This window comes from Risungbinella massiliensis (assembly GCF_000942395.1).
GTDB lineage: Bacteria > Bacillota > Bacilli > Thermoactinomycetales > Thermoactinomycetaceae > Risungbinella > Risungbinella massiliensis.
In genome coordinates this window covers 633,074-652,879 of record NZ_LN812102.1, presented here as the reverse complement: position 1 = coordinate 652,879, position 19,806 = coordinate 633,074, and the positions used below count along the sequence as shown (strand labels likewise).

Here is a 19,806-nt window from a genome sequence, read left to right as displayed (position 1 = left end):
ATAGATGATCATATGGAGAAACAAAGTTGATAAACGATTTTCTTACATACGTATTGTTAGGACTTTCTCTAACCCTCCCTGTAGGTGCCGTTACGATTCAAATGACAAAACAAGGCTTAAGGGGAGGGTTCTGGCATGGATGGTCAGTAGGTTTAGGAGGAATGACGGTTGATCTCATCCTATTTTTTTTCATTTATTTTGGATTTTCTTCAATAATAAACCCGCAAGGGATCCAACTACTCATGCGGCTTCTTGGATTTTTCTTTTTATTGTATTTAGGAATTCAAAATATACAGGAATCCTCTGCAGCATTATCAGTTGAGGCGACCATTGAAGGAAAGAAATCACTATTGAAATCCTATTTTTCAGGTGTGATGATCGCTATATCTCCAGGTTATATTGTATTTTGGATGGGTATTCTAGGAACGGTACTTGCTTCAACGATCACACAAAAACAGTCTTCCAATTCTTTTTTATTTGTCGCGAGTGGTATTATCGTGGGCATATTAATTCATGATGTTGCTTTATCCTTTTTTGTGCATTATAGCAGGCAATTTCTTAATCAAAAAGCTATAAAATGGGTTTCTATTATTGCCGGAATTTTATTGATTGGATTTAGTGTTTACTTTGGATATGAATTTATTTTGGAATTACAAAGTATGGTATGCACTAAAAAGGAAGGGTGGTTTTACTAATCAATAGTTAGATTTTAAATCGTGGACTTAGGTCAATATCTTGGACACAAAAAAGTTAAGTCTATAACTCAAGTCATTAGTGTTTATGAAAGTTGGATGCTGCATTCTAATTTAACAGAATGGGAATGATAATAAGCAAAAATAAAGAGGTGTTTTACTTGGTATTAAGTTAAAGGGCAGGATTGTTGAAGACTAGTTTCGAGATAATACAGCAAAAAGGGGTAATGTCAGGAAAATGCGGATTTACAGCGTTAAGGAAAATTCAATATTAAAAAGCCTAATTTCTCAATTTAAGTGAAGAAATCAGGCTTTTTTCATTGCAACCAAAAAATCGCGAACTAATGGGCTGACCATCTCGGTGTTAAGGGGTGAACAGCTTCCATTGCCCCTCGGAAACAACTTCAACGGCCCCATCGGTCACTATGATGGCAGTCTGATCGTCAATCGCGTACCCATGCACTGAGACGCCGACGGCCCACTTTTCTGCATTGGCCAAGGTATTGTCCGGTAACATCTCGTGATCTAGGTGAGGAAACAACGCAAAATCCACCAGACCCAGTGTTTTATCTCCCCCTGTGGGCGGACGCCAGCCTACGAATTCTTCACCGATATTCGGGGCCATCACCATGCTCCCAGCGCTCATTCCCACATAAACTGCATCCAGTGATGGCAAGAGGTCTGCCAGCCCGGATTGCCGCATCCAGTGGTAAAGGTAGAGGGCGTCGCCTCCCGCCACCAGCAGGACGTCCGTCTCCCGGACAAGAGGCACCCAACAGTCTTCGTCGATGCTTGGCAGCGCTGTGAGCTCTAGAACGCCGACAGACTTCCAGCCCAGGTCGACCATGGGATTCTCGGAATTCCCGCTGATGAACTGCCAGGCTTTGACGCCGGGACCGACCCAGGGGTGTCCGTACATCGCGGTAGGGATGCACAGAGCGTTGGAGTCGGCGATCGGCTTGCCCAGCATGTCAACCAGCGCGTTGTGGATAGTCGAGTTATTGACGCCCGCGGAAGTTAGCAGAAGTTTCATTCCAAACGTCTCCGAGGACTTGGAATCCTCCAAATAATATGCGACATATGTTTTTCCTCCTTAGGGTCCGAAGTTCAGTTCTTTTTCACGTAAACCTTTAAGATTATTACGCATTTCTTTTGTTGATTTACTAACTGCCATATCCTGAAAGGTCGGGCAAAGAAATCACTTCTTCGATGGTTAAATATATAGATAAGATATTCGGTTTATCTTTCAATAGCTCCTTTTTTCTGATCCAATCGATAATATCCCCTTCTATCTTTCGTCACTGATTAAAGCAACTGCTTTTCTGAGCTCTTTTTCGGAAGCAGTTGTGTACCGTCGAGTAGTTTCAATAGACTCATGACCTGCTAATGATGCAACGTTTTGAATATCTACTCCTTGATCGATCAAAGATTTACAAAAAGTATGCCTTAGACAGTGGGCTGAAACCTCTTTATCTTCCACCACTTTGAAATACTTTCTAAGTTGATCATGGATTCCTTGTCTTGTAATTGGTGTCCCTTTTCTTGTAACAAACAGCTGCTGGCAATCAACTTCACCACGTATTTTCTTCCATTCCGTATAACTATTAATAAGATCTTTGTTCATAGGTACAAGTCTCCATTTTCCACCCTTCCCAGCAGTAATGGTTACCCTCCAATGATTTTCATCAATGGCCATTAAGTCGAGATCTTTCACTTCACTAATTCTTAGACCAGCCTTTAACATGAAGAGGACCATTGCCTTATCTCTCGCTTTTTTCCATTCGTTGGTCCCGCTTTCAATAGCATGAAGAATTCTAGCTACTTCTTTTCGCTCTAACCAACGTGGTGCTTCACTTACTTTGGAGGATCTTTTTGTCTTAACCTTCTTCGTAATATCTACATTGGCCAGATTTGAATCAATTAAAAAACTCCAAAATACCTTTAATGAGGAGATTCTCTTGTTGATCGTAGCTGGAGCAATCTTTTCACCTACCTGCATATGCTGCTTCCAATCTTGCATATCCAAAGTAGTGACATCGCGTGGACCAAACTTCGTATCATTTGTTTCTTCAAACCATTCAATGAATTGGGTCACTGATCTTTTGTACACTTCAATTGTCAGTTTTCCTTTTCCCTCTTCGAGTAACCACTTTTCGAATTGATCGAGATAGTTAATTTTAAACACCTCCAAGCTTTGTAAGACTTCAGTTAACTTCGGGTAATCTCGCTTATCTCATCCAAGTAAAGGTTTAATGTTAACTCTTGTGCCTTTTCAATAATTTCCACTAATAGTTGACTGTTTTTCGTACGAGAATAAATTTCTAGAGCTTCGAGAAACTTTTTCTTATCAGGTGTACCAATAACAATAGGTGTGTATCCTTTAGTTAATAAATACCAACTTGCCAGTAAATTGGCCATCATTTCGGATTCTATAAAGTATTTGGATTTATATAACTTTCCATATAAGATAGCTGCTTGATCTATGGGATGTGAAGTTCCTCGATTTACCCAATGAATAAGTTTTTGTAGATCTTCTGTATGATGGATTTGGTCTGCTTGTTCTATATCCAAATTCCACATCAGCAATAAATAGATTGTATGGATATTTTCAATAGACATTTCTTCTTTCTCTTCAGATAGGGCTAATATCTCATGAATTGCACGATGAAAATCTCTTACTCGAAAGTGATCTTTTAAATTTTTTCCCATTACCACATTACCTGTAACAATATCAAAAACTTGTTTGGTATTTATGTAATTACAGATCAAATCATTTACACTAGCAGTCCAAGCAAAGCCTAAATGATCTGTATAAACTTCCCATGCTTTTTTTGGGATAATATCAAGTTGATCAAGTTTTTGTTTAACCTTATCAATATTTCTCATAAGTTCCTCCTACTTATAAACTGATCGAGATAGTAAATAACAACCCTCTCCTTGTTTGCGTATTCCGTAAAGTTAGATACATCTAAATTATGACGTATTCTGTAAAGTAATTGCGATAGTTTGGGAATAAAAAATATTACAGAATGCATATGCTGTATAGTAAAAACAGACAAGAAAGTGCCAGGGGGAAATCCTCAAAAAGAGACCAAGACAACCTCAGCTGCTCCAAAGAAAAATTATGTTAGCTATATCCCAAACGGGAGGGACAAGCAAGAAGAGGGATGGTCAAGGAAGGCTCAGCTGCTCACTCAAAAATGGACAGATATAATAGTAGAAACTAGGTGAAGGGTGCAGATCAGATCCTATATATAATAGTACATTCTCGGTTACAAAAAGACATCTAAAAGCCCTCATAGGAATCGGTTTCATTTTATTAAAAGTAACAGTAATTATCTCGGATATATAGAAGTAGCACAACAATTCATCTTCCCTTCAGTGAATACGAATTGGATGCTTCTGTTCATTTTGCTTATTTGCTGGTATGTTGCTTCACTAGGGATGGCCAATACGATCCGTTTCAGCGTCATTTTTTGTGTACAGCTTGGATGCTTTTGTTATTATTGAACTTCCCTTTTCAGCCTTTTGCTACTATACATGATCTATTTCCGTTAATACCATATGAATGGACGATGAAAACATGGAAAGGTGTGCTATTCATCTGGTCAGCCTTATCTGGGCCAGAATATTTGGTTTTACTTGCGCCTTGGTTCAATACGAGAGAAAAAATCCTCAAATACATGACAATCGGAAATGCATTTACCATTTTTGAATATCTGTTTATATTTATTGCATCTTTGTTTTTTTCGGATCACATTATCTAGGAGAAAGAATAAACAAGGAGGATATTTTTATCAAGAAATATCTAAATAAGCTACTACTCTTACTGGTATGTATATTTTGTTTAGGAATGATTTACTCTGCTTATTCCATTTGGTCTTTCAGTAAAATAAATCAATTGCACCATGCCGATGCAGCTATTGTGTTAGGTGCAGCAGTATGGAATGACAAACCTTCACCTGTATTAGAAGAGCGAATTAATCATGCGATCTGGCTTTACCAAAATGGGTATGTAAAGAAAATTATATTTACGGGAGCGAGTAGTGTATTTAATAAAAAAGAGATGCCAGAGTCAGAAGTGTCTAGACAATATGCAATAGACCGTCATGTTGATCCGCAAGATATTTTAATAGAAACGAAATCGATCATTACGGAGCAAAATATACGATATGCTTATGAAGTTGCCCAAAAAGATGGTCTAAAGTCGTTTATTATCGTAAGTGACCCCTTACATATGAAACGCTCTCTTGCCATGGCAGAAAACTTGAATATGGAAGCATATTCTTCTCCAACACCTAGTTCTGTATATAAGACTTGGAAAACAAAAATACCATTTTTCTTACGTGAACTGTTTTTTTATATGGGGTACAGCATAAGTGCTTCATTTCTTTCTTTTGACGGATTTTAGTTTCTAATAAGTGTTCTCTAACATAAATCTCTAACATAAAAGAAGGTAAAAGTGGAAAAGAGAATCCCTTGAGAACGAACATATTCTAAAGGGATTCTGTGCTATCTTTAATTTTTTAATACTAAATACAGAAAATAGGGTGCACCGATTAATGCTACTAAAATACCAGCTGGGATCCCATCTGGGTCAACGACATTACGTCCAATTGTATCTGCTAATAATAGTAGCCATCCACCTAAAAGAATCGAAATGGGAATAAATAATTGATTTCTAGGTCCTATTAATGCTTTTGCGATATGTGGAGCTATGAGTCCAATAAAGGCAATTCCACCAGTAACAGAAACAGCAGATGCTGCTAGTGCAACAGCAGTTAAGAGTAGCACAATACGTTCTTTTTCAATCGATACACCAACGCTGATTGCAGTAGGTTCATTCATATTAAGTAGATTCAATCTATTTGCTCTGTATAAAGTAAATGGGATGAGTATAACTAACCAAGGAAGAATAGCCCAGATAAATGGCCAGTCGGTACCCCATATATTTCCTGCCAGCCATTTGGCGATAAAATTTACTTTTTCTTGTTCAGCAGATGAGATCAAGACAATCATTACCCCAGAAAGCGCCGTTGCAATTCCAATCCCCACTAGCACAAATCTTACTGGTTGTAGACCTTCGTATTTTTTATAGGAAAATAGATAGATCAGACAAACAGTTAATAAAGCACCGACAAAAGCAACAACTGGAAGTAGATAAATAAAGGAACCAACATTGATGGGGAAAAATAAAAAGAAAACTGCAATTGCAACACCTGCTCCAGAGTTAATACCAATAATACCAGGATCTGCTAAATCATTACGTGTGATACCTTGTAAAATAGCTCCAGCTAATGCAAGTGCCATACCTGCCAACAGTGTGATAAAAATTCGTGGTAGTCGAATAGAAAACAAAATAAACTCTTCTTTGAACGTCCCTTGTCCTATTAGGGTTGGAATCAGTCGATCATACGATAGGGAGGAATATCCTAGTCCTGTGCCAATTACGATTGTAATGGTAATAAAAAATAATAATATAAAGAGGGTCATTCGCTGTTTTTTTATGATAGATGGGTGTATCATGAGAATTCTTTTCCTCCTTTACGCACGACGAACAGGAAGAAAGGTAAACCCATCATCGCAACGATGGCTACCACAGGTGTTTCAAATGGGGAAGTGATTGTTCGACCAAGGGTATCAGCCATAAGCATAAAAATGGCTCCTAATATTGCGGACATCGGTATGATATAACGGTAATTAGTTCCAACGATCGCACGAACCATATGAGGAACCAGCAAACCAATAAATACCATATTCCCGACTAGTGCAACAGAAGCACCAGCAAGTAGAATAATGATAATAAAAAGAATTGTTTTTATTAGTATTGTTTTTTGACCTAAACTAACTGCTGTTTCTTCATTTAAGCTAAGTATGGTAAGCTGTCTCGAAAGGAGAAGAGAAATAAATATTCCTATGAAAACAAATGGAACAATCACTTGGAGTTGATTCCATGAAGTTCCGATAACTCCTCCTGCAGTCCACATCGAAACCTCTTTTGAAATTTTAAAGGTAATTCCAACCCCTTCTGCAATCGCATGTAAGAATGCAGAAACAGCAGCGCCAGCTAATACAATTCGGTGTGGAGAAAAACCGCCCTTTGTCATTGCGCCAATTCCGAAAACGATCATTGCTCCGACAGCGGCTCCAGTAAAACAAGCAACCATAATATCGAAATAATTTGCTGTAGGACTGAATGCAACCGTAATTGCCAATGCTGCATTTGCACCAGAAGTTAATCCAAATAATCCTGGATCTGCAAGTGGATTTCTAGTCATACCTTGCATAATAGCTCCAGATACTGCTAATGCAGCTCCAACAAAAATCCCCGCAATTTCACGTGGTAAGCGAATTTCACGAATGATAGAAATTTTATCACCGGAAACGTTTGAAGTAAGTGCTAACCATACATCTCGAATTGTGGTATCGGCTGCCCCGAAGATGCAAGCAAGTATAAACGTACCGATTAATACAAGAGTTGCTAAAATCAGTTTGTATCCAACTAGGGTAGGACTCTGATTTTTTATCACTATGCTCACTTCTTTCATTGGTATAAAAGAAAGAGGAACTCTTAAGATAAGAGTTCACTCTCATTACTTACTAAGAAATCGATCAATAAAGTAGTCAAGTTGGAACTCTAATGTTAATGGATCATTAAAGTAGAACTCTTTTGCATTTACTTCAAATAGTTGTTTATTTTTAACGGCTGGGATGTTTTGATATGTTTCTGTTTCTTGAAATGAATTATCAGAGTCTTGATTCTTACTGAAAATCATATAGTCTCCAGCAAAATCAGGAAGAACTTCTAACGACAGGGCATAATAACCATCTTTTAAAGCCATTTCTTTTACTTTTTCTGGCATTTTTAATTTCATTTCTTTGTAAAGAATTTCTGTGCCACGGCCCCAGTTATCGCCAAATACGTAAAGCTGTTTGTCAAAGTTCTCAATGACGGAAACAGTAGTGTTTTCACCGATTTTTCTTCTAATGTCTTCACCGGCTGCTTGTGCTCGTTTTTTGAAATCATCTATCCAAGCTTGTGCTTCTTTTTCTTTATTTAAAAGTTTTCCAATCTCTAATTGTTGTGTGAGATAATCAACTTTTCCGTAAGAATACGTTACAGTAGGGGCAATTTTTTTTAATTTTTCGATGTTTTTTGTATTGGATAAACCAATGATTAAATCTGGATTTAACTCTATAATTTTTTCTAAGTTTTCATCGGATACTTCTTTTACATCTTTTAATTGTTCCGCAAAGCGTGGGTTCATTTTAGACCAAGAATCTACACCAACAAGATTTACATCTAATGCCATTACATTACCAGCAAAAGTAGACAGTACGACAACACGTTGCGGATTAGCAGGAACTTCAATCGGTCCATTTTCAGATTCATATGTAATCGTATCGGATTTGTTTTTATCTTTGGCAGAGTTGTTTGTTTCGTTACTACATGCACTCATAATGAGAAAGAATAGGAGAAGACATGGAAGCCATCTTTTTTTCATTTTCACAGTCTCCTTTAAGTAAGTTGTATGTAAGACACATCGGTTTATTCGTCCGTGGATCACGACCCATTTCAGCATCAATATGAAATACTTTTTTTAGCACATCATGATTCATAACTTCCTCACAATCACCAGCCTTCACTATGTTCCCGTCTTTTAAGGCAATGATATAGTCAGCAAAACGAGCGGCTTGGTTTAAATCATGAAGGACCATCACAATAGTACGTTGTTGTTCCATGTTTAAGTTTTGCAAGAGTTCCAAAATCTCTAGTTGATGATGCATATCTAAATAGGTTGTAGGTTCATCAAGGAAAAGCATCTCTGTTTCTTGTGCAAGAGCCATTGCAATCCAAGCACGTTGACGTTGTCCTCCTGACAATGCATCTACTGTATGGAATTGAAAATCTTTTATACCCGTAACTTCAAGTGCCCAATTCATGACCTCATAATCTTTTTTCGTTAGACGTCCAAAGCCTTTTTGATAAGGAAAACGACCATAGGATACAAGTTCCCCTACAGTTAAACCGCTCGTACTTTCGGGTGATTGTGGAAGAACTGCTAATTTTTTAGCGAGTATCTTGGTATTTTCTTTTGAGATATTTTTGCCATCTAATATGACTGCTCCAGATCGATACGAAATAATACGAGTGATCGCTTTCAAAAGTGTAGATTTTCCACAACCATTAGAACCGATAATGGTGGTGATTTTTTTATCTGGAATTTGTATATTGAGATCTTTCACAATGATACGTTCACCATAGCTAATATTTAAGTTATCTGTGTATAGGCGAACCAATATAAAACCTCCATTTCTTTGTCAAATAGATGATAATGATTATCAATTTCATCATAACTATAAAGTGAACTTTTTTCCATGTCAATCATTATTTTGGTTGTAATAACCAAAGGAAAAGCATATGATGTAATCGATAATGATTATCAATCGCATTTTTATTATATAGGAGTGAACAGGAATGGAACAGCAAGAAATATTTGATATGACAGTGATTGGAGGAGGACCAGCAGGTCTGTACTCTTCTTTTTATAGTGGACTTAGGGAAATGAAAACAAAGTTAATTGAGTATCAACCACAATTAGGCGGGAAAATACATGTATACCCAGAAAAAATGATTTGGGACGTTGGAGGGCAAACGCCAATTCCAGGGGCAAAGTTAATGGAACAGCTAGTAGAGCAGGGATTAACATTTAATCCAACTGTCGTCTTAAACGAAAAAGTGGAATCCATTACACGTAATGAAGATGGTATCTTTGTATTACAAGCAACTTCCGGTCAAAAACATTATTCAAGGACTGTCATCGTTGCTGTTGGCAGTGGAATACTGAAGCCTCAAAAATTAGAGATCGAAGGGGCAGAAAAATTCGAAGTGTCTAATTTACATTACACAGTGAAGTCTTTAAAGCGCTTCAAAAATAAAACAGTGCTTATTTCAGGTGGGGGGAATTCTGCCATAGATTGGGCAAATGAATTAGAGCCAATTGCTAAAAAGGTGTACCTAACATATAGAAAAGATGCTTTAACAGGTCATGAAGCACAAGTAACGCAACTTATAAATAGTTCTGTGGTTTGTTTTTTTCATACATCGATTCGAAAGTTAATAGCTAGTGCAAATCATGAAGTCGTAGAACGAGTTGAATTGATTAATGGAGAAACAGGAGAAGTTACGTATTTGCCAGTAGATGAAATAATTATTAATCATGGTTATGAACGCGATGCAACATTACTGGAAAACAGTGATTTACATATTGAAATGACGGAAAATTATTATATTGCAGGTAATGCTAATAGTGAATCATCAATAGGAGGGCTTTATGCTGCTGGGGACATTTTAAAGCACGATGGTAAATTGCATTTAATAGCTGGTGCTTTTCAAGATGCTGCGAATGCAGTAAACAAAGCCAAACAGTTTATCGAGCCAGACGCAAATAAAGTCGGAATGATCTCTTCGCATAATGATATTTTCAAACAGCGAAATCGAGAATTAGTGAAACAGATGATGAGATAAAGGAAATCCATTGTTTCAATGTAGCATCGTACTCAAGTGCTCCTATCTTTTGAGGTTTTTTGCTTCAATTAAACTGTGTCATCCGAATGAGAGTATCTCAGCAACACTTTTGTCTTCCTTCTAAAATTATTGCAAATGGCACATACTACCCTTTAGTTAGTGAACTAAAGGACGTGAATATATGGAACTATCACAGTTCATTGCAGCGTTTGTGGTTGGTGGTTTGATCTGTGTGATTGGTCAATTAATGATGGATCTGACGTCATTAACTCCAGCACATATTCTAAGTATTTTGGTTGTAGCAGGTGCTATATTAGACGGAATTGGTTTATATGAACCACTTATTGATTTTGCTGGAGCGGGCGCCTCTATACCTATCACAAGCTTTGGGAATGCTCTTGTACACGGAGCTTTAGAAGAGGTAAAACAGGTCGGATTAATTGGTGTGTTATCTGGTATTTTTCAGATTACGAGTGCGGGAATTTCGGCAGCGATTATATTTGGATTTTTGACTTCTTTGATTTTCCGCCCAAAAGGTTAATAAGATGAAGAAACGACAAGTAATCTTAATTACAGATGGAGATCAAGTTGCTCAGCAAGCAATAGAAATAGCAGCAAAGAAAGTAGGGGGGAGATGTATTTCCCGTTCCGCTGGCAATCCTACTTTGTTATCAGGTGAAGAAATCGTTCAATTGGTTTTATCTGCTGACCATGATCCTGTATTGGTAATGTTTGATGATTGTGGAGCCAATTATGAAGGAAAAGGCGAGCAGGCTTTACGATATGTTGCTTCGCATTCCTTTATAGATGTGATTGGGGCAATTGCTGTTGCTTCCAATTCACGAAGCAAGCATGGTACTCCTGTGCACATGGCGCTAGATTGGAATGGAAATATTATTAGCGATGGGGTAGGCAAAGAGGGCTGTCCCAAACATACCGATCATCTCCGAATTTTTGGTGATACAGTAGAAATCTTAAATGAAGTTCAAGTACCGATCATTGTGGGAATTGGAGATATAGGGAAAATGCAGGAACATGATATGGCAGAAATGGGTGCTCCCGTTACGACCAAAGCAGTAAAATTGATTTTGCAAATGAACCGCCAACATCGAAATGCAGCAAAGCAAGAGAGACGCGATAAGTAGTATGGCGTCTTTTTTTATAGGACCCTCTTTTATTTCAAAAATGCATGCTATATAGTATAGAAAATATAATAGAAGATATGAGGAGAGGAAAAGCCATATGTATCTCCACGGGAATAGCAGAAGAAATGAACAAGGTCATTTGGAAATCGGTGGTTGTGACACAGTAGAATTGGCAGCTCAGTATGGTACTCCTCTTTATGTGATGGACGAACAGCTCATTCGTCAGCATATGAGAGAATTAGTAGTAGCATTTCAGGAAACAGGACTTAAACACCGGATTGCATATGCTAGCAAAGCTTTCTTGAGTTTGGCGATGGCACGAATTGTTGAGGAAGAGGGTCTGATGCTGGATGTCGTATCAGATGGAGAGCTTCATACAGCTTTACAGGCAGGATTTCCAAGTGAGAATATCTATTTTCACGGCAATAATAAATCTCCTTTCGAGCTAGAGTTCGCACTAGAAAAAGAGATTGGTTGCTTCATTGTCGATAACTTTACAGAATTAGAGATGCTGTCTTCTCTAACGGAACAAAGAGGACAGTCTACCAAGGTACTTCTTCGTGTATCTCCTGGAGTTGAGGCGCATACACACGCGTATATTCAAACAGGACAGGAAGATTCCAAATTTGGGTTTGACCTAGTGAGTGGTCAAGTAGAAAAAGCGGTACTATTGGCACAAGAGGCCCCTTATCTAGATTTTCTAGGCTTTCATATTCATATCGGATCTCAGATCTTTGAGATGAAAGCATTTGACCTAGCGATACAAAAAATGGCGGACTTCATCCGATATATCAGTGAGAAACACCAAATCTCCATTCGTGTGCTAAATGTGGGAGGAGGTTTTGGGATTCGTTATGAGTCTGATGACCAACCATTGACCAATCGAGAATACCTCCTTACATTGGCTAAGTTTATTAAACAACATTTTACGCACGAGATTCCAGAGATTTGGGTTGAACCAGGTCGTCGCATTGTAGGAGAGGCAGGGACCACACTGTATACTGTTGGTGCGATCAAAGAGATTCCAGGAATTCGTAAATATGTTTCGGTAGATGGGGGGATGGCAGATAACCCTCGCCCTGCACTTTATCAGGCCAAATATGAAGCGATGTTGGCGAATCGTGCCTTTGAAGAACCATCAGAAATCGTTTCGATCGCAGGGAAAGCATGTGAGAGCGGAGACATGCTAATTTGGGATCTCCAGTTGCCGCCTGTTAAGACGAATGACTTATTGGCTGTATCCTGTACAGGTGCCTATAATTACTCGATGGCAAGCAATTATAATCGATTACGTCGTCCCGCTGTGGTACTTGTGCAAAATGGGCAAGCGGATGTGATCGTGGAACGTGAAAGTTTTGATGATTTGATTCAACAGGATCGTATTCCTAATCGTTTGATGAAAAAGGAAGAGGTTTCTCTATAGATAAACCCCCAGTTCTAGGTCGAACTGGGGGTTTTCATTTGACTTAATTTGCTTTGGAGTTTGTCTCAAGTAGGTTAATCACATAAGCCAATGCTTGATCACTGTTATAACTTTGCATATTCTCTATGTATTTTTTTCGATTATGGTAAAGGTGTTGGAGTTTATTTAAAAATCGATCTGGCGTAAGCTGTTCTTCTTCTAATAATTCACAAAAACCTTGCTTCTCAAACGAGCGAGAGTTAAGGATTTGATCCCCACGGCTAGCTGCAGCTGACAGAGGGATGAGCAACATCGGTTTACGTAAAGAAAGGAATTCAAAAATAGAGTTAGAACCTGCACGAGACACGATTAAGTCTGCCAGAGCAAGTAGATCAGGTAGTTCTTCAGATACATATTCCAACTGAAAATATCCTGGACGTTCTGATGCGGGATCTAGATTTCCTTTTCCACAAAGATGAATGATTTGATATTGCGTAAGAAGAGTAGAGAGATTTTCTCGAATTAATTGATTAATTTTTTGTGAGCCAAGACTCCCACCCATAATGAGAAGAACCGGAAGATTGCCAGTAAACCCACAAAATGCTCGACCTTTCTCTGCATCACCCTTTTTCAGTTCTTTGCGAATGATGGCACCAACATAATCCCCTTTGCCACCTTTGATCAGTTTTTCGGTTTCTGGAAAGGTGACACAAACCTTATTTGCAAATGGAATTGCCAATTTATTTGCCAAACCAGGAGTAATATCCGATTCATGGATAATGACCGGAACACGATTCATTTTTCCGGCTAAGACAACTGGAACAGAAACAAACCCACCTTTAGAAAAAATGATATTGGGTTTTTCCCGTCGGATAATACGATGCGCTTGAAAAACGCCTTTTAAGACACGGAAGGGATCGCTAAAGTTTTTCCAATCGAAATAACGTCGTAATTTCCCAGTTGAAATACTCTCGTAAGGAACATTTTCTAATTGCGAAATCAGTTGTTTTTCAATACCATCAGCTGATCCGATGTAACAGGTTTCCCAGCCCTTTTGTTGAAATTCTGGGATTAAAGCAAGGTTTACCGTTACATGTCCTGCAGTTCCACCACCGGTAAATAAGATTTTTTTGGTCAAAATGCCAACTCCTCATTTTAAACATTGTCACATACATTATATTCTGCCATGATTCCCTATGAAGAGAAAAGAGGTAGGATTTCTTGAACTTATATGAAAGATTCTAATACGAAGAGATCGAAATGGTTTTTGCTTAAAATCAAACTCTTTTTAGCCTAACTCTTTCTTTGTGGACAGTTTGTAGCAATTTTTCCTAGTATCTCCCCCAATCAAACGTTTGTGCTAAAATGGGTAGGGTTTATTGTTCGGGAACTTTCCATAATTGGAAGGAGGTACGAAATGAAAAAACATGCATGGCTACGCGGTTGGGCAATTTTGACTGCAATTGGTGCCTATATTATGGTGATCATTGGAGCAATCGTTTCCAAAACCGAATCGGGTAGAGGATGTGGAGGATCTTGGCCATTTTGTCATGGGCAGTTGATTCCAGACTCGTTACCAATTGAAACGGTAATTGAATACAGCCATCGGATCATCTCCGCAGGTGTTGGGATTCTGATCTTGATCCTAGTAGTTAGTTGCTTTTGGCTATATCGCCATGACTATCGAGTCAAGCTATTTGCCTTTATGAGTGTCTTTTTTGTAGCGTTTCAAGGTGGATTAGGCGCGCTTACTGTTGTCTTTGAAGGCACTTTAGCAAAGAATGCGTTTTTAGCGCTTCATTTTGGTTTTTCGCTCATTTCCTTTACTAGTGTCGTTTTGTTGACGATTCGACTTTACCAATTAAAAAAAGGATCATCTTCTGCTTCTATTACTCGAGGATCTGGATTGCGTAAGGGACTCTGGTGGTTGGCTACTTATACTTATTTGGTAGTCTACACAGGAGCCTATGTTCGCCACACAGAATCAGGAATGGGTTGTGGATATAACTTCCCAGGGTGTGGTGGGATTTGGACACCTAGCTTTACCGATATAGGTGGTATTCATATGATGCACCGATATGCGGGAATTAGCTTATGGTTTGTGACCGTACTTCTCTTGATAGCAGTTTATCGATCTTATCGTTCAGATCGCCAAATAATGAAAGGTGCTTGGTGGGCAATGATTTTGATCACCCTTCAAGCAATCAGTGGAATTATCACGGTCTATACTGGAGGTGTATTGGTAGCTGCTCTGATCCATACGACGATTATTTCGTTCTACTTTACGGCAATCTGTTATTTGATTATGGTAGTTGGATCAGCAAAATCAAGAAAACAACCAGTTAACAAAGTAGACTCTAGCCATTCCGAAGCATAATCTGTTCTAGAGAAAAACAGGATTTTAATTGGATGATATGGAAAGGATTCTCTCAGATATAGAGAATCCTTTTTTCTACATAAGAAAGCAGGGGCGAGTTTGGAATTACAGATAAAATTGGACAAATTTGAGGGACCGTTGGATCTCCTTTTACATCTAATTGATCAAGCAGAGGTAGATATTTATCAGATTTCTATCTCTGAAATTACAGATCAATATATGAAAGTGATCTCAGAAGCACAAGAGCTGCGATTGGAGATCGCAAGTGAGTTTTTAGTGATGGCAGCTACTCTTTTGGCAATGAAAAGCCGCATGTTGTTACCTCGAACCCAGACGAAGGAGGAGGAAAGCGAAGAGTGGCAGGAAGAATGGGCAGATCCAAGGGAAGAGTTGATTGATCGATTATTGGAATATAAGCGGTACAAACGATTAGGAGAAGTGTTGCGAGCGAAAGAAGAGGAACGAAGCCAAATTTTTACGAGGATGCCAGCAGATCTGACTTCTTTTGCCCCTCCTACTAATCCGTTAAAAGGAATTACTCCCGACGATCTATTTCAGGTATTTATTCAAGCACTCCAAGATCAGCCAGAAGAAGAACCAGATGAGCCGTTTACCAATATGCAGAGAGAAGAGATTTCTGTGAGTGCGAGAATGGAGGAGATTTATCAGGATCTGGTGGAAAAAGGAGAGTTAACGTTTGAATACCTTCTATCTACTTTTCGACTTACAAAGGAACGTATTATTGTCACATTTCTAGCACTCCTAGAATTGATGAAGCTGAAAAAAATTCGATGTATCCAACGGGATTTATTTCAAGATATCATAATCGAGCCATTCATAGAGGAGGGAACGCTCGGTGAATCATGAGAAGGAAGACCCAAAACAAATCAAAGCTGTTTTAGAAGGGCTTTTATTTGCAGCCGGAGAAGAAGGGCTTAGCTTACGGGAATTGGCTGAGATTGTGGAACTCCCAAAACAAGATGTAAAAATGCTTCTTCAAGAGATGCAGATGGAATGGAAACTAGACTTGCGTGGCATTCAATTGGTACAAGTAGCCAAAGTTTATCAACTAACCACATTACCAGAACATGCACGTTATTTTTCTAAACTAGCAGAAGCTCCTACTCGATCAGAGCTATCCCGTGCAGCAGTGGAGACCTTAGCGATTGTGGCATATCGTCAACCGATTACACGAATCGAAATAGAAGAGATACGCGGTGTTAAAAGTGATAGGACATTAGGACAATTACAACGAAAAGGCTTGATCCGTGAAATAGGACGAGCAGAGGGACCGGGTCGTCCTATCCTATTTGGGACAACCAAGGAATTTTTGGAGTATTTTGGGCTAAATCGTTTAGAAGAGCTTCCAGCAGCAGACTCGATTTTCCATTGGCAAGAATGGGAAGAAGACCGCCAGGACTTGTCAAAACGATTGGGAATGGATGTAGTGTTACCTGTTGAAGAACCGACCGACGAAACAGAACAGGTGGTTATATCTGAAGAACAAGATTTGGTTTCGAAGTCCTAATAGATGAACTACTATTGTTAGATAAAAAAACGTGTAACAATATTGTACGAGACATTAGTATAAGAAGCAGGTTCCTAGATCAAAATACCAGGTATTGGAAGGTGGCTTTCGATGACATGGATTTGGATCTTATTAGGAGTATTGCTTCTTTTTTTTGTGATCATGGTGATCCTCTTGTTGTCTCCGCTTCGTATAGAGATAGATTACCAACGTAAAGCAAAAGATGATAATGGAAATGTACGATTGTCTATCTGGAAGGGATTGATTGGTTATCGTTTTAAAATTCCTAGTATAGATTATCAAGGACTAGACAACGGAGTAAAGGTAACTTCTCAATCTAAATCGACAAAAACAGCTCCAGAAGTGTTTGAAAAGAAGTCTGATGTAACAATTACCAAAACAACTTTAGAAAAGTTGCAAGACTGCTATCACTATATGTTAGATAACATTTCCTATTTTCATCAATTATTGCGTTCCTTTTTTCGCCATGTGGAATGTCAAAAGTTTCTCTGGGCAACACTAATTGGTACAGGAGATGCAGCAGAAGCAGGTGTTTTGACTGGACTCGGATGGGCTGTCAAGACGACCATTACTGGTTTTTTTGCAGGGTATATCCAGTGGAAAGAAGCTCCCGAATTAGAAGTGTTTCCTGACTATCATCGGTCTATTTTGGAAACGCGCTTTCATAGCATATTTCAGTTTCGTATTGGACACGCTATCATACTGATCCTACGAATTTATCTTAGGATTCGAAAAGGGAGGTCGAGACAACCATGTCAAACTCAGAACATCCCATTCAAGGCATGATGCAAACAGCAATGGAAAACCTTCGGTATATGGTGGATGTGAATACTATTGTTGGAGAACCAGTCGAAACTCCAGATGGTAGCCATGTCATCATTCCGGTCTCCAAGGTTGGTTTCGGTTATGCCGCTGGTGGTAGTGAGTTCGGTGCAGGTCATCCCGAACCTGTAAATGAACCTCATAAAGAAAAGCATTTCCCATTTGGTGGAGGTGCTGGTGGTGGGGTCTCTATTACACCAGTTGCATTTATCGTGGTAGGAGATCAAGGCATTCGCTTAATGAATACCGAAGGTCAAAATCATCTGTTTGATCGTCTGATTGATATCGGTACGGATATGGTAAACAGGATGGGGAAGAAAAAGGATAGCAAGTCTGTAGCACAACCTCCTGTAGTACAACCACCTGTAGTACAACCACCTGTAGTACAACCGACCATTGTACAAACACCTCCACCCGATACAACTAATCAGTCCTTGTAAGAAACAAGCCCTTCATCCAGAAATGGATCAGAAGGGCTTGTTTTTGCTTGTCCGCATACATCCCATTTGTTTCGCATATATTGGAACAAATCAAGCGTGGGCGGTGAGTACTACGTGAAAAAAAGAACTATTTCCCTATATTTGATTATGATTTTGTTTGTAAATTCACTTCCTGTACAAGCAACTCCTATAGAAGATTCAGCTATGTCTTCAGTTCTTATGGATGTTCAAACAGGACGAGTCTTATATGGTAAAAACGAAGAAAAAGAGATGAAAATTGCAAGTTTGACCAAGATTATGACCGCAATTGTCGCTATTGAAAAAGGAGACTTGAGACAAATTGTAAAAATAAGCCCCAATGCTGTTGGAGTAGAAGGATCCTCGATCTATTTGAAACAGGGAGATCAGGTTTCTTTAGAGACACTTCTATATGGACTAATGTTACGGTCGGGTAATGATGCTGCAACTGCAATTGCAGAATTTATAGGAGGGTCTGTAGAAGGATTTGTTCTTCTAATGAACGAAAAGGCGCAAATATTAGGACTTGAACACACCAACTTTGAAAATCCAAGTGGACTTGATTCACCTAAACATTATTCTAGCGCTAAAGATTTAGCTACACTTACTCGTTATGCATTGCAAAATCAGATATTTCGTCAAATTGTGAGTACGGAAGTAAAAGATGTATCTTTCCCTGGAGAAGAGTGGAAAAGACGTTTTTATAATAAAAACAAGATGCTCAAACTGTATCCATATGCTGATGGAGTTAAGACTGGATTTACGAAGCAAGCACGTCGTACACTGGTTTCTTCCGCTACTAAAGATGGCAGACAATTGGTTGCAGTCACTTTAAATGATGGGGATGATTGGCAGGATCATATCAACATGTTTGAGTATGGATTCAACCAATTTGAACAAGAAACTCTCTTATTAAAGGGACAAGTAGTTCAGAAGACGGAACAGAAAAATCGGCAAGGTCAATCGCTGTATTTATCAACATCACAAGAGTTTCATTTCCCTCTAACGAAAGAAGAAAAGGAAATGGAGTTAATGGTAGAGCCTGTTATCACTATGCCTCTAGAGCGAATAAAAGGGGAGAAGGAAACGGTGGGAGTAGCTCGCATTAAGCTAAAAGATAAAGTGTTGGGAACGGTTCCATTAGTTGGGGAGTATCGCAAAGAAAAATCTATTGTATCGGAATGGAAAAAAGTGCTTGACTATTTAGTAGGACAGGGTAAGTCATCATGATGCACTACATTTGGCTTGGCATGATTGTGAGTGGAGTAGTTGCAGCTATTTTGCAAGGAAGAGTCGAAGTGATTACCAGTGCTGCTCTTACAGGAGCCAAGGACGCAGTAGCTGTCTGTATCGGTCTGATTAGTATCCTAGTCTTTTGGCTTGGTATGATGAAAATTGCACAAGATGCGGGTCTCCTTGATAAATTAGCTAAAGTATTGGGCCCCGTAGCAAAATTTCTTTTTCCAGGAGTTCCAGAGAAACACCCAGCAATGGGCTATATTTTGTCCAATATGAGTGCCAATTTATTTGGACTTGGCAATGCAGCTACACCAATGGGACTAAAGGCAATGGAAGAACTACAAAAGCTAAACGATAATAAAGGTACTGCAACTCCGGCTATGTGTACCTTACTGGCGCTGAATACATCAGGATTGACTTTGATCCCTACCACCATTATTGGGATTCGTATGAAGTATGAATCAACTAATCCTACAGATATAATCGGACCAACCCTACTTGCAACCATGGTAGCTACTGGCTTTGCCATTTTACTAGATCGGTATTATCGTTATCGGCATCTGAAAAGTAAGAAAACATAGGAAGGTAATGAA

Annotated in this window: 21 protein-coding genes; 13 read left to right on the top strand and 8 right to left on the bottom strand. The window is 38.8% G+C overall.

Features of this window, described 5'->3' with window-relative positions:
- Positions 1 to 26: 26 nt before the first annotated feature.
- Positions 27 to 695 (top strand): LysE family transporter, encoded by a 669-nt coding sequence (locus VJ09_RS03710; protein ID WP_044640299.1) that lies wholly within the window; start codon positions 27 to 29, stop codon positions 693 to 695.
- 361 nt (positions 696 to 1,056) lie between these two features.
- Here VJ09_RS03710 and VJ09_RS03705 read toward each other — a convergent pair whose 3' ends face one another.
- From VJ09_RS03705 to VJ09_RS03695, 3 genes are all read right to left on the bottom strand, one after another.
- Positions 1,057 to 1,725, bottom strand: a complete 669-nt coding sequence (locus tag VJ09_RS03705; protein ID WP_044641569.1) for a Type 1 glutamine amidotransferase-like domain-containing protein — start codon at positions 1,723 to 1,725, stop codon at positions 1,057 to 1,059.
- Between the two features lie 255 nt (positions 1,726 to 1,980).
- Positions 1,981 to 2,877: a tyrosine-type recombinase/integrase gene (locus tag VJ09_RS03700; protein ID WP_230199127.1), complete on the bottom strand. Its 897-nt coding sequence runs from the start codon at positions 2,875 to 2,877 to the stop codon at positions 1,981 to 1,983.
- A 23-nt stretch (positions 2,878 to 2,900) separates the two neighbouring features.
- Positions 2,901 to 3,578 (bottom strand): hypothetical protein, encoded by a 678-nt coding sequence (locus tag VJ09_RS03695; protein ID WP_044640298.1) that lies wholly within the window; start codon positions 3,576 to 3,578, stop codon positions 2,901 to 2,903.
- Between the two features lie 967 nt (positions 3,579 to 4,545).
- Here VJ09_RS03695 and VJ09_RS03680 point away from each other — a divergent pair.
- Positions 4,546 to 5,103: a YdcF family protein gene (locus VJ09_RS03680; protein WP_082050391.1), complete on the top strand. Its 558-nt coding sequence runs from the start codon at positions 4,546 to 4,548 to the stop codon at positions 5,101 to 5,103.
- Positions 5,104 to 5,210: 107 nt separating this feature from the next.
- Here VJ09_RS03680 and VJ09_RS03675 read toward each other — a convergent pair whose 3' ends face one another.
- From VJ09_RS03675 to VJ09_RS03660, 4 genes are read right to left on the bottom strand one after another with little or no spacing between them, the layout of a single operon-like run.
- Positions 5,211 to 6,218: a FecCD family ABC transporter permease gene (locus VJ09_RS03675; protein WP_044640294.1), complete on the bottom strand. Its 1,008-nt coding sequence runs from the start codon at positions 6,216 to 6,218 to the stop codon at positions 5,211 to 5,213.
- Positions 6,215 to 7,240 (bottom strand): FecCD family ABC transporter permease, encoded by a 1,026-nt coding sequence (locus VJ09_RS03670; RefSeq protein WP_147635425.1) that lies wholly within the window; start codon positions 7,238 to 7,240, stop codon positions 6,215 to 6,217. The genes VJ09_RS03675 and VJ09_RS03670 overlap by 4 nt, the downstream gene beginning before the upstream one ends.
- Positions 7,241 to 7,285: 45 nt before the next feature.
- A complete protein-coding gene (locus VJ09_RS03665; protein ID WP_044640292.1) occupies positions 7,286 to 8,197 on the bottom strand; it encodes an iron-hydroxamate ABC transporter substrate-binding protein in 912 nt (303 codons plus the stop codon).
- Positions 8,139 to 8,993 carry an ABC transporter ATP-binding protein gene (locus tag VJ09_RS03660; RefSeq protein ID WP_044640291.1) on the bottom strand — a complete coding sequence of 285 codons (855 nt, stop codon included), beginning with the start codon at positions 8,991 to 8,993 and terminating at the stop codon, positions 8,139 to 8,141. The genes VJ09_RS03665 and VJ09_RS03660 overlap by 59 nt, the downstream gene beginning before the upstream one ends.
- Positions 8,994 to 9,171: 178 nt before the next feature.
- Here VJ09_RS03660 and VJ09_RS03655 point away from each other — a divergent pair, with 178 nt between their 5' ends.
- The 4 genes from VJ09_RS03655 to lysA all read left to right on the top strand — a co-directional run bounded on the left by VJ09_RS03655 (position 9,172) and on the right by lysA (position 12,789).
- Positions 9,172 to 10,221, top strand: coding sequence for an NAD(P)/FAD-dependent oxidoreductase (locus tag VJ09_RS03655; protein WP_044640290.1), 1,050 nt, complete (start codon positions 9,172 to 9,174; stop codon positions 10,219 to 10,221).
- A gap of 181 nt (positions 10,222 to 10,402) precedes the next feature.
- Positions 10,403 to 10,762, top strand: a complete 360-nt coding sequence (gene spoVAE / locus VJ09_RS03650) for a stage V sporulation protein AE (RefSeq protein WP_044640289.1) — start codon at positions 10,403 to 10,405, stop codon at positions 10,760 to 10,762.
- A gap of 4 nt (positions 10,763 to 10,766) precedes the next feature.
- A complete protein-coding gene (locus VJ09_RS03645; RefSeq protein ID WP_044640288.1) occupies positions 10,767 to 11,366 on the top strand; it encodes a stage V sporulation protein SpoVABEA in 600 nt (199 codons plus the stop codon).
- A 97-nt stretch (positions 11,367 to 11,463) separates the two neighbouring features.
- Positions 11,464 to 12,789 (top strand): diaminopimelate decarboxylase, encoded by a 1,326-nt coding sequence (gene lysA / locus VJ09_RS03640; RefSeq protein WP_044640287.1) that lies wholly within the window; start codon positions 11,464 to 11,466, stop codon positions 12,787 to 12,789.
- Positions 12,790 to 12,832: 43 nt separating this feature from the next.
- Here the strand turns inward: lysA and VJ09_RS03635 are convergent, their stop codons facing one another.
- Positions 12,833 to 13,906 carry an undecaprenyldiphospho-muramoylpentapeptide beta-N-acetylglucosaminyltransferase gene (locus tag VJ09_RS03635; protein WP_044640286.1) on the bottom strand — a complete coding sequence of 358 codons (1,074 nt, stop codon included), beginning with the start codon at positions 13,904 to 13,906 and terminating at the stop codon, positions 12,833 to 12,835.
- 279 nt (positions 13,907 to 14,185) lie between these two features.
- On the opposite strand from VJ09_RS03635, the gene VJ09_RS03630 reads away from it, so the two are divergent.
- The 7 genes from VJ09_RS03630 to VJ09_RS03600 all read left to right on the top strand — a co-directional run bounded on the left by VJ09_RS03630 (position 14,186) and on the right by VJ09_RS03600 (position 19,794).
- Entirely contained in the window at positions 14,186 to 15,145 is a 960-nt protein-coding gene (locus VJ09_RS03630; protein WP_044640285.1) for a COX15/CtaA family protein, read from the top strand.
- Between the two features lie 99 nt (positions 15,146 to 15,244).
- Positions 15,245 to 16,012, top strand: a complete 768-nt coding sequence (locus VJ09_RS03625) for a segregation and condensation protein A (RefSeq protein ID WP_044640284.1) — start codon at positions 15,245 to 15,247, stop codon at positions 16,010 to 16,012.
- Positions 16,002 to 16,673, top strand: a complete 672-nt coding sequence (scpB, locus tag VJ09_RS03620) for an SMC-Scp complex subunit ScpB (protein WP_044640283.1) — start codon at positions 16,002 to 16,004, stop codon at positions 16,671 to 16,673. Before VJ09_RS03625 ends, scpB begins: the two co-directional genes overlap by 11 nt.
- Before the next feature lie 111 nt (positions 16,674 to 16,784).
- Positions 16,785 to 17,480 (top strand): DUF2953 domain-containing protein, encoded by a 696-nt coding sequence (locus VJ09_RS17435; RefSeq protein ID WP_052807199.1) that lies wholly within the window; start codon positions 16,785 to 16,787, stop codon positions 17,478 to 17,480.
- The gene (gene ytfJ / locus VJ09_RS03610; protein WP_082050390.1) at positions 17,447 to 17,956 is read left to right on the top strand and encodes a GerW family sporulation protein; all 510 of its coding nucleotides are present in this window, start codon (positions 17,447 to 17,449) and stop codon (positions 17,954 to 17,956) included. Before VJ09_RS17435 ends, ytfJ begins: the two co-directional genes overlap by 34 nt.
- 147 nt (positions 17,957 to 18,103) lie before the next feature.
- On the top strand, positions 18,104 to 19,204 hold the full coding sequence (locus tag VJ09_RS03605) for a D-alanyl-D-alanine carboxypeptidase family protein (protein ID WP_044641565.1): 1,101 nt from the start codon (positions 18,104 to 18,106) through the stop codon (positions 19,202 to 19,204).
- On the top strand, positions 19,201 to 19,794 hold the full coding sequence (locus tag VJ09_RS03600; protein ID WP_044640282.1) for a nucleoside recognition domain-containing protein: 594 nt from the start codon (positions 19,201 to 19,203) through the stop codon (positions 19,792 to 19,794). Before VJ09_RS03605 ends, VJ09_RS03600 begins: the two co-directional genes overlap by 4 nt.
- Positions 19,795 to 19,806 lie beyond the last annotated feature (12 nt).